This window comes from Varibaculum sp., assembly GCF_008661855.1.
GTDB classification, from domain to species: domain Bacteria; phylum Actinomycetota; class Actinomycetes; order Actinomycetales; family Actinomycetaceae; genus Varibaculum; species Varibaculum timonense_A.
Genome location: NZ_RPZY01000023.1, coordinates 46,225 through 62,191, shown reverse-complemented (window position 1 = coordinate 62,191; position 15,967 = coordinate 46,225). Strand labels below are relative to the sequence as shown.

Here is a 15,967-nt window from a genome sequence, read left to right as displayed (position 1 = left end):
CGCTATTTGAACTGGTGATATTGATTAGGCTGTAAAGTACCCTGTTGGAAGGATTTCCAAAAAGATGGGGATTTATTGGGGTCGAGCTGTACCATCGCCCCATGTCCTCCCTTGTAATAAGCCAATTTGGAAATCGGGGGAGCTCCGGTCAAGTTATTACTTGTCGCACTGCGATACGTGAGCATTAGCTTCCCCAATGCCCACAAACCGGAATCATTATCGGTAGTCAGGTTCTGAGCACCCACATTAGCCAGGTCGCGCTGCTTAAAGGGATTGACAAAAGTAGAAGTAGTAACAAGAGAACTTGACAGTTTAGAAAGCACCTGTCGCTGCCGTTCTGCCCTGCCAATATCACCCTTGGGGTCTTGATGTCGCATCCGGGAAAACGCAAGTGAGGTAGCGCCATCTGCTTGATGACACCCGCTTTTCCACTTTAAACCAGAATCATGATCATCAACGTCATAATCAAGGCATAACTCTACGCCTCCCACAGCATCTACCAGCTGAGTAACCGCTCCCATAGTGACCTCAAGATAGTGGTCAATTTTTACTCCGCTCAGCTCTTCCACCGTCTTTACCAGCAATTTTGGACCACCAAAAGCATAGGAGGCATTCAATTTATTTAGACCGTGTCCGGGAATATTAACTGCGCTGTCGCGGGGGAGAGACACTACCTCGGCGGTAGAGTTCACCTTGCGCACCAGCATAATGGAATCAGTACGTGCGCCTTTCGTTGCATCACTAACGCCGCCATCAGCCCCGTTTGAACGTTTATCAGACCCGGCTATTAACCAGGTTTCGCCCTCGCCACTAGAACGATTCGAGAGGGCATCTACCCGGTTTAACTGGGAATCCACTAGGTAGCAAAGGTAAAAAGGCCAGGTAATAACGAAAACTAGGAGCAACACGGCGACTGTTGCGATAATTCTTTTAGCTCCGATTCTAGAGCTCCTGGTTTTGCGTCTTTTCGGGCTGGGAATCGGTTCTAACTGACCGCGTTTTTCCGGAACCGAGCGGTTTTGTGGGACCTCCGACAAGCTATTTTGGCTCATTATACGGGTGGGAACCGGAGTGTTTCTACCCGCAAAACGTGAGGTCGAAGCATTTTGGGTAGGTAATTTTGTCGCTGGTGGGAACGCGGGCGCAGCATTTTGGGAATCAGAATTTCTAAGACGCTTAGAAATAGCGGGACGCGAGACAGGTTTGAAAGAGGGAGGAAAAGAACGGTCATCTTGCCCGGTTTCATTTTTCGCTAAGGCAGCGGGATTGCCAGCTACCCCTGGACGGGGCCGGCGTTGTTGCGGGGAATAGGAGGGCGGAGAATCTGACTGCGTGAGGCGGCGTGACCTTTTAGGCGGGGGAAAAGACTGTGGGGGATTATTCTGACTCAAGGTATTCTCTCCCTAATCGGTATCCAGATTTAATTATTAATTTCCGGCTTCACATTTTCGTTGTAGTTGCGCTAACTCTTCGGGAGTAATACCGATGTTAGGTGATTTACTGTCCTGTTTACCGCTTGAACTAGATTTAGAGCTTCTAGGATTTTTGCTAGGAGTAGTGGAAGCCGATTCGGTAGCCGTACTCGAAGGTTCTTTGCTAGATGGAGCTGTCTCATTTGCTGAAATAGTGTAGACCTTGTTATTCCCATCGCGAACTTGGATACCAGATGGCAGCGAGGTGTCTTTCTTAAAGGCCTCCCAAATAGGGCGGGTTTCGTTTTCTTTAACTACCACTCGGTTTGGGTCTGAAGGAGCAGGATAGGTTGGTAGGGTAACGAAGCGCAAATTATCTGGCTTAATAGACTGCAACGACCATCCTAATCCCCCCAACTCGGTAGTTGAAGATAAGCCTTCCGATACGGTTAGGGAAGCTAAACCACTACCTAGAAAACCATAAAGTTGATTTAAAGAAGTGAGAATGTTTTTGTTCAAAGCCGTGCGCGCCATTATTCCCATAAGTTGCTGCTGACGCTGGATTCGATGTAAATCAGAACCATCTGAACCTTTAACGCCATGCCTTACCCTGGCATATTCCAATGCTTGTTTTCCATCGAAATGCTTGCATCCAGGTTTTAAATCTAAACCAGTGTTGGGGTCTTTAATCTCGGTGGGGATATAGATGTTTATCCCTCCAAGCGCGTTAATCATGGAAGCGAAGCCGCTGAAGTCTACCAAGATGGATTCATCAACTTTTAAACCGGTTAATTGTTCAACAGTTTTCCAGGTGCAAGCCACTGCGGTAGCGCGATTCCCTCCCTGAAAACCTATGGAATAAGCCCAGTTAAATTGAGCTTTTCGAGGTTTGGATAGCGAATTGTCTGCGAGTTTGCATCGAGGGATATTAACCAGCAGATCTCTGGGGATTGATACTACTTCTACTCGCGACCTGTCAGCTGAAATATGCATAAGCATGGTGGTGTCAGAACGTTCGGTGGGGTCGTTGCCGCCTCCGAGTTCTTTGTTTTCCTTCCCATCTCTAGTATCTGAGCCAATCACCAGCAGGTTAATAGGTTTTCCGCTATAAGAATCTGGAGGGTTTCGATTAAGGACTTTAGCGACGGTTATCGTAGATGTTCGATTGGAGAGGTCGCTATAGATGAGAGTTGCGGCTGTAACGGCAAAGGAAACTGCTAGTACAACCGCCACCGATAGAAAGCGCTTTAGCTTGCTGGGGCGTGGGGGATTAATTGCGTGCCCTATACGTCCGCAGTAAACCGCGGGATTCTTCTTGTGCGAACTCACGTGAGCTACTCTATCTTGTTCGCAGCGAATTGTAACGATTTGGATAAGGAGTTAGGGAAGTTGCCAGTCAATAGGGCTAGCTCCCATTTGCTGTAGCAAAGAATTGGTGCGCGAAAATGGTCGAGAACCAAAGAATCCACGGGAGGCGGATAGAGGCGAAGGGTGTGGGGACTGAATGGTGGGGGTGTCGCCAAGAGCGGGAGCTAAGGATTGTGCCTGTTTGCCCCAAAGGATGGCTACCAGAGGACGATTGCGTTTTATCAGAGCCGAAAGTGCCTGGTCTGTTACCTCTTCCCAGCCGCGTCCCTGGTGGGAACCAGCCTGATTAGGAATCACCGTCAGCACCCTGTTTAGCAGCATTACTCCTCGCTCAGCCCAAGGGCGCAAATCTCCCGATGTTGGATAGGCGCATCCTAAATCATCGTGCAGTTCCCGAAAGATGTTATTTAATGATTTAGGAATGGGTACTCCTGGTTTTACCGAAAACGAAAGTCCCATCGCATTTCCAGGAGTGGGGTACGGATCTTGCCCTACGATTAGCACTTTTACCTGGTCTAGCGGGTAAGTGAATGCGCGGAAAATATCCGCGCCAGCCGGTAGATAATTGTTACCTTCTTTGCGCAGCATTTGACCCATTTCGGTAATTTTAGGGGCTGCTGGCTGCATGGCTGAGGCCCAGGAGGGGTGCATAATGTTTTCCAGGTTGCTACTCATGCTGCTACTTTACCCTGTGTACGCACATAAACCATGAGGGACAAATCTACTTTATCGGCGTGGCAGGTGCGAGGCGATTGTGATGATGCAGCTAAGGTTAGGCATGTGAGCAAACAAGAGTTTCCGCCAGACGAATTTGATGCCATGAGCGAGATAGGTCCATCGGGTGCACATCGACGTCCTGTAAGACGTTGGCATGCCCTTTTGCCGATTTTAATCGTGTTAGTTCTCGGACCGGCGTTGGCTTGGGGTGGGGTAGCGCTTTTGAAAACTACTGGCAAAATCAGTGATAGTACTACCACAACTTCTCCTGCTCCTAGTGCAACTGTGTCTACTCCCACTACTGCTCCTACGAAAATCGCTAAACCTGAGGATAGTGCTTCTCCGGGTTCTTCTGATGATTCGCAGTCCCCAGCTCCTGCGGCTAATAAGGAAAAAGTGCGAGTGCGGGTACTTAACGCTTCCAAACGTTCCGGATGGGCAAAGGAAATCGCTGATAAGCTGCAATCTGGCGGTTTTACCAATCCGGTGGCTACCAATTCTAAGGCTCGCGGTTTAGATGGTTCTACGGTGCTTTATAACGGTGACGAATATAAAGCTGCCGCGCAGGAAGCTGCACAACTTGCGGGGATTTCTATAGTTAAAAATGCTAAAGAAGGTGGCTACCAAATCGGAGATTCCGATATTGCTATCTATTTGATTGACTAGCGGGATATTCCTTATCTTTGCGGTCGCTGTTGGCTTAGGCTGTCTGTTTTCTCTCTTAGGATATTTTGCGCCGTTTCGTGTCTAAAGTTTGCACTTGACCTAGGAGAGTGCCAGAATCATATTTAGCACTCGAACCTAGAGAGTGATAAAACCAAGCTCTTGGTGAGGGGGCGAGACTTCGAGACAGGATCGGAGCCTCGTCCTCGTCCGTCGCGGGCATCAAGGCTGGGCGAAAGATCTAACCGCGTGGCGCAATAGCGTCGCGATGGAGGGAATAGAAGCATATGAGCAAGATTATTGCTTTTGATGAGGAAGCTCGCCGGGGAATGGAGCGGGGGCTAAACACCCTGGCTGACACGGTGAAAGTAACGCTGGGACCGCGTGGTCGTAACGTAGTCTTGGAAAAGAAGTGGGGAGCTCCCACGATTACCAAAGACGGGGTTTCGGTAGCTAAAGAAATCGATTTGGAAGATCCTTACGAAAAGATTGGCGCCGAACTGGTTAAAGAGGTCGCTAAGAAGACCGATGATGTAGCTGGTGACGGTACTACTACCGCTACTGTATTGGCTCAGGCGCTAGTGCGCGAGGGTCTGCGTAACGTGGTTGCGGGGGCGAATCCGATTGCTCTTAAGCGTGGCATTGACAAATCTGTTGAGGCGGTTGTCGATCAACTACACGCCGATGCCAAGGAAGTTGAAACTCGTGACGAGATTGCAGCTACCGCTTCTATATCGGCTAATGACCCTGAAATCGGGGCTTTGATTGCTGATGCCATGGAAAAGGTAGGCAATGAAGGTGTTATCACTGTTGAGGATTCCAACTCATTCGGTACTCACCTGGAAGTCACCGAGGGTATGCGTTTCGATAAGGGCTACATCTCTGGTTACTTTGTAACCGATGCGGATCGTCAGGAAGCTGTTCTGGAAGATCCCTACATCCTGCTGGTGGAATCGAAAGTTTCCCAGATTAAGGATTTGTTGCCGCTGCTGGAAAAGGTAATGGCTACAGGCAAACCGCTGCTGATTATTGCGGAGGACGTGGACGGGGAAGCTCTGACCACTCTAGTTTTGAATAAGATTCGCGGTACTTTCAAGGCTGCTGCCGTTAAGGCTCCGGGCTTTGGCGATCGTCGCAAGGCCATGTTGCAGGATATGGCGATTTTGACTGGCGGTCAGGTAATCTCCGAGACCGTGGGGCTAACCCTGGAAAATGCCGAGCTAGATATGCTGGGCAAGGCTCGCAAAGTGGTTGTTACCAAGGATGAAACCACTATTGTTGAGGGCGCAGGCGCTAGCGAAGATATCGAGGCTCGCGTAAAGCAGATTCGCCAAGAAATCGAGAACACCGAGTCTGATTACGATCGCGAGAAACTGCAAGAACGCTTGGCTAAACTGGCCGGCGGAGTAGCGGTTATCAAGTCCGGTGCCGCCACTGAAGTTGAGATGAAAGAGCGTAAGCACCGGATCGAGGACGCAGTTCGCAACGCTAAAGCCGCGGTTGAAGAAGGTATCGTAGCTGGTGGCGGGGTTGCTCTGCTGCAGTCCGGTCTGAAAGCTTTGGACAGCTTAAAGCTAGAGGGCGACGAAGAAACTGGCGCTTCCATCGTTCGGGTTGCGCTTTCTTCTCCGATGCGTCAAATCGCAGAGAATGCTGGTTTGGAAGGCTCAGTTGTGGCAGAAAAGGTTAAGAACCTGCCAGCTGGCGAGGGTCTAAATGCCGCTACTGGCGAGTATGAAGATCTACTCAAGAGCAATATTGCTGACCCGGTTAAGGTTACTCGTTCCGCTTTGCAGAATGCAGCTTCGATTGCCGGTATGTTCTTGACCACCGAAGCGGTAGTAGCTGACAAGCCGGAGCCTCCGGCTGCACCTGGTGGTGACGATGCCGCTGCCGCGGGTATGGGTGGAATGTACTAAACCATACTCTGGCGGTTTTGCGACTTGGTTGCAAAACTAACCTGATGCTAAAAGGTGGGGGCGAACCAAATGGTTCGCCCCCACCTTTTCTATCCATTTTGGGGTGCATACGAGAAAATAGGGCTAATGCCCATTTCCGGCTCCATTTTCAGGTTAATACCTCAATCAACCCGCGGTTAGGTCTTAACCGGCAAACATAGCGGCTGCGCCACTTTCAGCATCTTCATAGCTGGCGGATGCTGCTTGAAGTGCTTGCCCGATAGAATCTAATGCTGATTCCATCTGAGCCTGTGCGGCGCGCCAACGCGCCGCACAGTCGGCAAAAGAACTGGCGGCTAGTCCGGTCCAAGATCCTTGCAGGGACTGTACCTGAGCCATCATGGCGGCGGCATCGGTGCGCAGTTGTCCCGCAATTGCGGCTGCCTGAGCGCCGGCTGCCGATACTTGCCCAGAATCTACATTGAACTGTGCCATCTTGGTTTCTCCTTAAAATAGCTGATTGATTGGCTGTCGCCCTCAATCTAGACCCTGACTAGACCGAAAAACACCTGCGCGATAATAATTTTAGGAAATCGCATCATTATCTGTTCCTGGGGACAAGCTAGTAACGGGGTTTGCGGAAGTTCATAGGAGTAGCAATCGGAAAATAAAATACCTGTTTATCCCCAATCCTGGGAGAACAGAAAGGCAGCTCCTAGAATTCGGTCAGTGAATCCTCGTCGTCCGCTGAAGAATACATTGTCTCTTCTGCCTCTTCATCAGTGGAAATAGTTGGATTCTCCTCCTCTTCAACTTCTTCCACAGTTTCCGCGCGCCGGTAATCACTATTTTTTATCTCGGTTTTACGCATTGTGATAGTGGAAAACTGATCTGCCACATTTTCCATCGAGGAAAGAACATTTTCGCCATCACTGTTAGCGCTTGCCTCTTGTAGCTGCAAAGCTCGCCCTTCAAGTGACTTTCTTTCAGTAGCCGATATTTTCGGCGCGAGGTTAGTCGGTGAAACTGGTCTTGCATCCTTAGATAAAATCGAGCGGCGAACCGTCGTTCGGCTTGCAGCCGCCTTAATTACCACCGTCTCTGAAGTATCAGCTGCCCGCGTTTTTTCCTTAGATTTGGGTTTAGCAACCGGTTTATCTTTCCCAGCCGGTGTTCCCGGAATAAGCGCTGATAACTTCGCATACTCGCCCTCTAAGTTCTGTCTAGCTGCATGCTCATTGCCGCTGCCTAAAGGGGAATGAAAAATTGATTCTCGCGCAAGCAACTTAGAAACGAAAGAGCGACGCAAACGGGCATAGCGCAAAGGCTCCATCGTTTCCATCTCTGCTCTCATTAACTGGCAATAGCCTCGATAATCCTGAGGAGAAGCCCCGAAGTAAGAAATAGCGGCGTCCACGAAAACGCAGGCATCTAAATCATCTACCGGAGGGGTTATCCCCTCAAGCATTAAAATCAGTTCTCCAACCCGAATCGCTAGCTCTTTTGGCAAGCCCAGTTGCTCTAGGCGGCGCACCGCATAATCGGCAGAAGCAGGATAGTTCTCGTAGTCAGTGGTGTTCTTTAGCTGGGTTTGCGACTGGGTAATTACCCCGTGATACCAGGCTGCAACGGTTAAAACTGCTGGTTGCTGTGAAGTGTTGGTAAAGTGATCCAAACTGGTTAATAAACGAATCAGGTGAGACTTGGTGTGAAACTGTCGCCCGGATGATTGCCACATTTCAAGGAGATTATCTGCTTCTTTACGCAGTAAATCGTCATCGGTAATCCCCAGTTCGCGCATAGCTTTGACGAATCCCGTCTGTAGCCAAGATGGTGCACCTGGCATAACCTTCGTACCCCCGATGTTTTAATGTTGCAGTGGTTATCCTACGGCGAAAATTACAAGAGAAAAAATGCGCTCTACAGAACCCGGTTGCTAACTGCAAAAATGGGTGAGAGTTAGCGGTTTATATTTCTGCAAACTTTTACTCCGATTTCTTTCCGGATGTTTTCTTGAAAACCTTTCCTGATTTTTGGCTTAGTTCCGGCCTTCCCTGTCCTTTAGGGGCGATAGCGGGGAAAGAAACCCTGATGGTTAGCCCTCCGCCAGGAGTTTCTACTGCCTTAGCTTCACCGCCATGCACAGCCGCGATGGCGGAAACAATCGATAGCCCCAGTCCGGTTCCTCCGGTTTCTCTAGAACGCGACCCATCACGACGGTAAAAGCGTCCAAAGATTTCTTCTAGTTCGTCGCTGGGTACGCCCTCGCCGTGATCGCGAATCTCCAAGACGGCTTCACCTTGGTTGATTCCCGCTAAAATCTCTACCGGCACCTCAGGTGAAGTGTAACGGTCGATATTGCCAATCAGATTGGTCATTACCTGGGTTAGCTGATTTGGGTCAGCTAACACCAACGCCGTTTTACCCTCGTCTAACAGCAAAGGTTCGCCATCTAGGTGTTGTAAACGGATATCCCGACTGGGGGATAGGGCTGATAGATCCAAGGCTCCGGCGGCAGCTATCTGATATAAATCCACTGCCTCCATCTTTATTTTTCGTCCCTCATCTAGACGTGCCAGTTTTAGTAAATCTTCAACTAGCACCCCCATTCTGGTGGCCTCAGAAGAAATCCTCCCCATCACTTCATCAACTCGTTCGGGGGGAACCCCACCCATTTGGTAAAGCTCTCCGTAGCCACGCAAAGCAGCTAGCGGGGTGCGAAGCTCATGGGAAGCGTCAGACACGAACTGACGAATTTTCTTCTCGTTTCGCTGCTGGGTGACAATAGTTTCTTCTATCCTTGACAGCATGAAGTTCAGCGCTGAAGCTAGCGACAAGACTTCTCCGGCGTGTACTTGCGACAAATCTATACGTTCATGCAGGTCGCCAGAGGCGATTTTTCCGGCAACTTCCTCCATTTGGCGCAGAGGACGCAGCGAAACTTGTACCAGTACGTAGGCTAGAACTCCCCCAACTAAAATAATGATTACCGAAGCTCCCAACACGTTAATCCCGGTAGCGGTAACAGTTTGGGTCACGGTTTGCAGAGGTAGAGCTACAATTAGCGTTCCCGCTATCTTCAAATCGGAAGCGCCATGCATAGGGAGCATAATCGCTCGCCAGGAAGAGGAACCCTCGCCGGCTATGGTAAAGGGTTTTTCCCATTCAATACTGCGTGATTTCTCTATTGCTTCTAGGGCTTTACGGTCAGGACGCTCTTTGTCTTGACCGGTAATAGCGGAGGTAGCTTCCGCTACTTCACCTTTGTAATTAACCCTAACAAAATAGTTTGTAGGTTGATTAGCTTGAAAACTGCCGTTTCCTAATAAATCCACCAAATCGTTGGTTTTTATCCGGGAGGCAGTAGATTTCAGATTAGAATCGATTTGCGCGGTTAAATGCGAGTGCAATATTCCCAACATTGCCGCCCCGGTTCCGCCCAGTCCTCCAGCCAGTAGCGCCATAATAACTAGCACTAAACGCCAGGTGAGCGGAATGCGTTGCCAATAAGTGCCTTTTGAAGTCGCCTCTTTGTGAACGGTTTCGGTCTTCCGTTTGCGTTCGCGGTATCTCTGGCTGATTTTTAGACGCTGCGGGAGATTCATTAGTGCTTTCCGGCGCGAATCATATACCCGATACCTCGGCGGGTAGTGATAATGTCCCCGCAAGATCCGGGCACATCCAGTTTGCGGCGCAGATAGGAAATATAGGATTCTACAATGGCGGCCTCGCCATTCCAATCGTATTCCCACACATGGTCAAGGATTTGAGTCTTTGAAACCACCCGTCCCTCGTTAATCATCAGATAGCGCAGCAGCTTGAACTCGGTAGGGGACAGGTCAATAACCTGATCTGCTCGGCGAACCTCATGTGCGTCCTCGTCTAAGGCAATGTCAGCCACTCTAATAACCGCATCTTCGCTGGCAACTCCCCGGGTGCGTCGCAAAATAGCGTTAATCCGGGCGACTACTTCCTCTAGTCCGAAAGGTTTGGTTACATAATCATCCCCGCCTACGGTCAGACCCTGAACTTTATCGCTCATATCGTCTTTCGCGGTCAGAAAAAGAATGGGGGTGGTGAAGCCGTTTTCGCGCAGGCGGCGGGTGACGGTGAAGCCATCTACATCGGGCAACATTACATCTAGAACAATCAAATCCGGGTCGGTAGATTCTGCTTGCTTTATAGCTTCAGAGCCATCAGCGGCAGTGAATACTTCAAATCCGGTATAGCGCAAGGAAGAAGCTAGTAGGTCGCGAATATTAGGTTCGTCATCAACAACTAGCAAACGAGCGGTATCTTTAGCAGTCATGGAGTAATGATCCCTGAAAAAACTGGATGTTAGCTGAATGGGATCTGGTAACTTTATGGACGGTATTTTAGTGAATCTGAGTGTTATTCCCCTGCTTTGACAGGTAGAATCAAAGAAGTAAATGTCAGGAAAACTTGAGGGAACATAGCGTGAACGAAATAAAAGAACCGCTGGTAGTGCATGACAGGCGGACGCTAGGGCGAGCAACGCAAAACAGCGGAATTGTGGGGCTTGTCTGTAGCCGCGGCGATTTTCATCCAGGTCACCAGGCAGCATTTGTCGAAGCGGCATCGCGGGTAGACACCCTGGTGGTTTCGGTCTACACCGATCCGGTGGAACCGGCTTTTGAAACCACCTCCGATATTATTAGCTCCGCAGATTTGCAGGTGGCTGCAAATGCCGGGGTGGATATTATTTTTGCTCCCTCAACTGAAGCTTTTTACCCCTTTGGGGCTGCGCAAACTCTTCTTAATCCCGGTCAGGTTCTTAATCGTTTCGAGGGTACAAACAGCCGCGAGCAAATGCTGAGGCGTTTAACTCAGCTGGTAAAAATGGTGGGAATTGTGCGCCCCGATAAGGTTTTTATCGGTCAGTGTGATGCTCAATTCTTAGCTTGTGTGCGGCAAGTGGTACGTGACTTGGATATTCAGGTCACGATTGAAGTTGTCCCCACCTTTAGGGATTTAGATGGGGTGGTGGTTTCTCGTGAAATCCAGGGGATTTCCGGTGTGCAGCGTGAGGGGGCTATCGGTTTCGCGAAGGCTCTATTTGCCGGGGTACGACAAGCGGCTGCTTCGGGCTCTGGTAGCGAGGTCTTAGCTGCTTGTCGCCAGGGGCTCTCCGCTTGTGGGGCTGAAATCGAATACCTTGATTTGGTCGATCCGATTTCCTTTGATACTTGGACGGGAGAAGGTCCTAGTACCGCTTGCCTGATTGCAGCGGCAAAAATAGACGGTATGCGCCTTTGTGACAATCAGCTAGTGGTACTTTCACGTCCTTAACTGCCAGCAGTGGGTACAGGATTGAACCTATTTACCGCTCACAGCTAACATGGAATACGTGAGTGAAACTAAAACCCAAAGTGTACCTGAACAGATTCGTATCCGCGCTGAAAAACGTCAGCGCCTGATTGATGATGGACGTAACCCCTATCCCATCTCGGTTCCCATCACCCATACCCTCAGTCAGGTGCGCGAACAATACCCGAACCTAGCGGCTGGGGAAGAAACTGAAGACTTTGTGGGGGTCGCCGGGAGGGTAGTGTTTTCCCGCAATACCGGTAAGCTCTGCTTCGTGACCTTGCAGCAAGGCGATGGTACTCGCCTGCAAGCTATGCTTTCTGCCGCCCAAGTGGGTAAAGATTCCCTTAGTGATTACAAAACTGATGTAGACCTGGGAGATCACCTGTTTGTCTACGGGCGGGTGATTGCTTCTAAACGCGGGGAACTGTCGGTAATGGCGCAGCCCGGAGAGGACGGACAACCCGCCTGGCAACTCACGGCCAAGTCTTTGCGTCCGCTGCCGAAAACTTTCAAAACCGAGGACGGACAAGAGGTTTCTCTTTCTGAAGACCAGCGAGTACGTCACCGCGAATTGGATATGATTACCCGCGAAGCAGCCCGGGAAATGGTGCGTACTCGCGCACAGGTAGTTGCTTCTTTACGTGCCACTTTATCCGGGCAGGACTTTATCGAGGTGGAAACCCCGATGTTGCAGACCCTGCACGGTGGGGCAGCTGCGCGTCCTTTCATCACTCACATGAATGCCTATGACACTGACCTCTACCTGCGAATCGCTCCGGAATTGTTCTTAAAGCGTTGCCTAGTGGGTGGGATTGATAGGGTTTTTGAAATCAACCGCAATTTCCGTAACGAGGGCGCAGATTCCTCGCACTCCCCTGAGTTCACCATGCTAGAGGCCTACCAGGCATATGGGAACTATCGCCAGATTGCCGACCTTACCCGCCAGCTGGTGCAAAACGCAGCCCAGGCTGCCCTGGGAACTACCGTTGCCACTTTGCCAAACGGGGAATCCTATGACCTGGGGGGACAGTGGGAATGGATTGACCTCTACGGCTCACTATCAGAGGCGTTGGGACAAGAAATCTCTCCGCGCACTCCTCGGGAAGAATTGGTGAAACTGGCCAAGGAACGGGAGATTGAAGTCGAAAAATTCTATTCTCCCGGCAAAATCGTGGAGCTGCTATGGGAAGAGGAAGTAGGCGACGACCTCTATGCCCCCACTTTCGTAGCGGACTTCCCCGAAGACACTTCCCCACTGGTTAAATCCCATCCCGAAAAACCCGGACAGGTGCAAAAATGGGATTTGTATGTGCGCGGATTCGAGCTGGCTACCGGCTATTCGGAACTGAACGATCCGGTAATCCAGCGAGAACGTTTTGAAGCACAATCCCTAGATGCCGCTAACGGAGACCCAGAGGCTATGCAAGTAGATGAAGAGTTCTTGCAGGCAATCGAAGCGGGAATGCCGCCAGCTGGGGGCATGGGAATGGGGCTTGACCGTCTGCTGATGGCAATTACTGGTCTGGGTATTCGCGAAACCATCACTTTCCCGCTGGTAAAGCGAATTTAGGTTACCGCTCACGCCGTAAGTCCTGGCGCGTCCTCCTAAGTATTTATTCAAGTAACCCAGGAAAGGGGAATAATAATGCCGGTGAAAACTACCCATGTGGGTTCACTGCCCCGCACCCCGGAGCTACTTGCAGCCAATACCCAGCTGGCATCCGGGCAAATAACCGAGCAACAGTTCCAAGAAATCCTCGAACGCGCTAGCGCCGAAGTAGTTACCAAGCAACGCGAAATTGGGATAGATATCGTTAATGAGGGCGAATACGGACATCAAACCTCAGGTGCGGTTGATTATGGAGCTTGGTGGAACTATTCATTTTCCCGCCTGGGGGGACTTACTCAAACGAACGAGGATCGCTGGGCAGATTCTTCGGTAATCCGTTCCGAGCCGGGAAAAATTCGGCTGACTACTTTTACCGATAGGCGTGACCGTAACCTTTTCCGCGAAGCCTATGAGGATCCAGATTCGGGGGTGCTGGGTAAGCGTAATTCGGTTGGCAATCCGGTGATTACCGCTCCGCTCACCTATACTGGTGCTGACGCTGCCCGCCGGGATGTAAATATGCTGCTTAAAGGGCTACAAGCTAATGGCGTAGATGCTTCCTCTGGTTTTATGGCTGCCCTTTCGCCCGGCTCATGTGCTCGAATTAAAAATCAGTATTACCGCAGCGATGAGGAAGTGGTCTGGGCATGTGCAGATGCGATGCGGCAAGAATATAAAATCATCACTGATGCGGGACTGACGGTACAGATCGATGATCCCTCTATCGCGGAATCCTGGGATCAGATTAACCCAGAGCCTTCCCTTGAGGACTATAAAAAGTTTATCGGGGTTCGCATAGAGGCTCTGAACTGGGCATTAAAGGATATTCCTACCGAACTTACTCGTTTCCACGTGTGTTGGGGTTCTTGGCACGGGCCGCACACTACCGATATTCCCTTTGCCGATATTGTGGAGGACGTGCTGCGGGTAGATACGAGGGGCTACAGTTTCGAGGCTTCCTCTCCGCGCCATGCCCATGAATGGCGCATCTGGTACGAATACCAGTTGCCGGCAGACAAGGTGCTAATCCCCGGGGTGGTATGCCATTCTACTAATGTGGTTGAGCATCCGCAGCTGGTAGCCGATAGGTTATCGCGCTATGTGGCGGCAGTTGGTCCGGAGCGGGTAATCGCTTCTACTGACTGCGGTCTGGGCGGGCGATTGCATTCTTCTATCGCCTGGGCGAAACTACAGTCGCTGGTGGCTGGGGCCAAACTGGTTTAGGTCAGGAAAGGTTCCTACATTGCTGAGGCTTTCCGGGGCTTTTAAGGATTACGCTTGGGGTTCTACCAGTGCTATCAGTGACTTTACCGGGATTGATTTTGGGGGTAAGCAGGTAGCGGAACTTTGGTTCGGTGCTCACGATAGAGCGCAGACTTTGGCGGGAGGTCGCCCGCTCTCAGAACATATTTCCGCTGACCCTGCCGGAATTTTAGGTAAGGACGTGGCGGCGCGCTTTGATGAGCACCTTCCGTTTCTATTGAAAATTATTGCTCCCGAGCAGCCATTATCTTTGCAGGTACATCCCGGTAAGGAACTGGCAGAGGCTGGTTTTCAAGCGGAAGAAGAAGCCGGTATTCCCTTAAATAGTCCAAGGCGGAACTATCGCGATCGTAACCATAAGCCAGAAATGATTTTTGCGCTTACCTCTTTTGAGGCTTTCGCCGGTTTTCGCGCTCCTCGCCGCGCGATGGAGGTCTTAGATAATCTAAACGCACCCTTAGCGCGAGAATTGCTAGAAATCCTGCGAGCCCACCCCGGTTATCGCGGTTTGCGGGCGGCGGCGCGCAAACTATTAGCCCCCTTAGATGAGGAACGTCGTCTCCAAATCGAAGCAGTAATCACCGCTTGTCAAGATCGCTTAGATAGGGGCACTTCCCCCTCGCTGAGGGTAGACCGCCAGGCTCTCGCCCTCGCGCGTACCTATCCAGGCGACCCCGGCGCGGTGCTATCTTTGCTGCTGAACCCGGTCACTCTACAGGCAGGGGAGGCGCTATTTATCCCTACCGGCGCGGTACATGCCTACGTTTCCGGTTTAGGTATCGAGATAATGTCCTCTTCGGACAACGTGTTGCGCGCCGGGCTAACTCCGAAACATATTGATGCAGGTGAGGCTTTGCGGTGTATGGATTTTCATGGCGCGCCCCCGGTGCGGATTGCCCCGGAAATGAATGGGCGGGGCACTGGGATTTACTATGCTCCGGTGGATGATTTTGAACTTTCAGTGTCCAAGATTATTGGCGGGGAATGGATTCCAATTCCCGGTCGTGGCCCGCGAATTTTGCTGGGGGTTTCCGGCGAATTGGAAGTGGGAGCTGGAGGGTCTACTGAGGTTATCCACAGAGGTCAGGCTGTTTTTGTTGCTGATTCTGAGGGCGTGATGAGGGCGCGCGGGAACGGAACGCTAGCACAGGCGGGGGTGCCGTAATAAACCTGATTTAGCTAGCTAGGGTTAATTGAGTCAAACTGTGGTGAAATCCGGTAAGAGTTTTTTAGTGCATCATTATCCAATAATTAATACAATTAAAAAGCAGGTAGATTGGGGTTTGGTGCTTAAGTGTCTGCTTTTGGGAACTAAAAATCTATATCATTATTTCTAAGTGACTTCCCCGAATGACACGCATGTAGTTTATACTCTTGTAGAGAAAGCTATTTTTGCGAGGAGTACAGTATGTGGAACATATTCGGCGAGGGTCCCATCTCGTCTAATCCGCTCTCCTGGCAAATTGGGCAGGATGACCAAGGTCCCCTCTCCTGGCAGGAACAAGCACTATGTGCCCAAACCGACCCCGAAGCGTTCTTTCCTGAAAAAGGTGGCTCTACTCGGGAAGCTAAAGCGGTTTGTGAGCTTTGCGAAGTTCGTGATGAATGCCTAAGTTATGCCTTAGAGAACGATGAACGCTTCGGAATCTGGGGCGGTCTGTCAGAACGAGAACGGCGCAGACTGCGGCGCAATGTAGGTTAGTGCA

At 50.7% G+C, this 15,967-nt stretch carries 14 protein-coding genes; 7 read left to right on the top strand and 7 right to left on the bottom strand.

The window, feature by feature from the left end:
* Nucleotides 1–2: 2 nt before the first annotated feature.
* Genes QZT94_RS02355 through QZT94_RS02345 form a run of 3 tightly spaced genes read right to left on the bottom strand, consistent with a single transcriptional unit; the run spans nucleotide 3 to nucleotide 3,455 of the window.
* Nucleotides 3–1,391, bottom strand: coding sequence for an LCP family protein (locus QZT94_RS02355; RefSeq protein WP_296760705.1), 1,389 nt, complete (start codon nucleotides 1,389–1,391; stop codon nucleotides 3–5).
* A 36-nt stretch (nucleotides 1,392–1,427) separates the two neighbouring features.
* On the bottom strand, nucleotides 1,428–2,741 hold the full coding sequence (locus QZT94_RS02350; RefSeq protein ID WP_270626198.1) for an LCP family protein: 1,314 nt from the start codon (nucleotides 2,739–2,741) through the stop codon (nucleotides 1,428–1,430).
* A gap of 51 nt (nucleotides 2,742–2,792) precedes the next feature.
* Nucleotides 2,793–3,455 carry a uracil-DNA glycosylase gene (locus QZT94_RS02345; protein ID WP_072510639.1) on the bottom strand — a complete coding sequence of 221 codons (663 nt, stop codon included), beginning with the start codon at nucleotides 3,453–3,455 and terminating at the stop codon, nucleotides 2,793–2,795.
* A gap of 105 nt (nucleotides 3,456–3,560) precedes the next feature.
* Between QZT94_RS02345 and QZT94_RS02340 the strand changes: the two genes are divergently transcribed.
* Nucleotides 3,561–4,163 (top strand): LytR C-terminal domain-containing protein, encoded by a 603-nt coding sequence (locus tag QZT94_RS02340; RefSeq protein ID WP_072510640.1) that lies wholly within the window; start codon nucleotides 3,561–3,563, stop codon nucleotides 4,161–4,163.
* Nucleotides 4,164–4,447: 284 nt separating this feature from the next.
* Nucleotides 4,448–6,079 carry a chaperonin GroEL gene (gene groL, locus QZT94_RS02335; RefSeq protein ID WP_072510641.1) on the top strand — a complete coding sequence of 544 codons (1,632 nt, stop codon included), beginning with the start codon at nucleotides 4,448–4,450 and terminating at the stop codon, nucleotides 6,077–6,079.
* 183 nt (nucleotides 6,080–6,262) lie between these two features.
* On the opposite strand, the gene QZT94_RS02330 is transcribed toward groL, so the two are convergent.
* The 4 genes from QZT94_RS02330 to QZT94_RS02315 form a co-directional block, all read right to left on the bottom strand.
* The gene (locus QZT94_RS02330; protein ID WP_072510642.1) at nucleotides 6,263–6,553 is read right to left on the bottom strand and encodes a WXG100 family type VII secretion target; all 291 of its coding nucleotides are present in this window, start codon (nucleotides 6,551–6,553) and stop codon (nucleotides 6,263–6,265) included.
* A gap of 220 nt (nucleotides 6,554–6,773) precedes the next feature.
* Nucleotides 6,774–7,904: a hypothetical protein gene (locus QZT94_RS02325; RefSeq protein ID WP_296760709.1), complete on the bottom strand. Its 1,131-nt coding sequence runs from the start codon at nucleotides 7,902–7,904 to the stop codon at nucleotides 6,774–6,776.
* A 139-nt stretch (nucleotides 7,905–8,043) separates the two neighbouring features.
* On the bottom strand, nucleotides 8,044–9,663 hold the full coding sequence (locus QZT94_RS02320) for a HAMP domain-containing sensor histidine kinase (RefSeq protein WP_296760710.1): 1,620 nt from the start codon (nucleotides 9,661–9,663) through the stop codon (nucleotides 8,044–8,046).
* Nucleotides 9,663–10,367, bottom strand: coding sequence for a response regulator transcription factor (locus QZT94_RS02315; protein ID WP_072510645.1), 705 nt, complete (start codon nucleotides 10,365–10,367; stop codon nucleotides 9,663–9,665). The genes QZT94_RS02320 and QZT94_RS02315 overlap by 1 nt, the downstream gene beginning before the upstream one ends.
* A gap of 149 nt (nucleotides 10,368–10,516) precedes the next feature.
* On the opposite strand from QZT94_RS02315, the gene QZT94_RS02310 reads away from it, so the two are divergent.
* The 5 genes from QZT94_RS02310 (at nucleotide 10,517) to QZT94_RS02290 (ending at nucleotide 15,963) form a co-directional block, all read left to right on the top strand.
* Nucleotides 10,517–11,368, top strand: a complete 852-nt coding sequence (locus QZT94_RS02310) for a pantoate--beta-alanine ligase (protein WP_296760713.1) — start codon at nucleotides 10,517–10,519, stop codon at nucleotides 11,366–11,368.
* A 49-nt stretch (nucleotides 11,369–11,417) separates the two neighbouring features.
* The gene (lysS, locus tag QZT94_RS02305; RefSeq protein WP_296760714.1) at nucleotides 11,418–12,959 is read left to right on the top strand and encodes a lysine--tRNA ligase; all 1,542 of its coding nucleotides are present in this window, start codon (nucleotides 11,418–11,420) and stop codon (nucleotides 12,957–12,959) included.
* Nucleotides 12,960–13,034: 75 nt separating this feature from the next.
* A complete protein-coding gene (locus QZT94_RS02300) occupies nucleotides 13,035–14,222 on the top strand; it encodes a cobalamin-independent methionine synthase II family protein (RefSeq protein ID WP_296760716.1) in 1,188 nt (395 codons plus the stop codon).
* A 19-nt stretch (nucleotides 14,223–14,241) separates the two neighbouring features.
* A complete protein-coding gene (gene manA / locus QZT94_RS02295; RefSeq protein ID WP_296760717.1) occupies nucleotides 14,242–15,426 on the top strand; it encodes a mannose-6-phosphate isomerase, class I in 1,185 nt (394 codons plus the stop codon).
* Nucleotides 15,427–15,669: 243 nt separating this feature from the next.
* A complete protein-coding gene (locus QZT94_RS02290; protein ID WP_072510650.1) occupies nucleotides 15,670–15,963 on the top strand; it encodes a WhiB family transcriptional regulator in 294 nt (97 codons plus the stop codon).
* Nucleotides 15,964–15,967 lie beyond the last annotated feature (4 nt).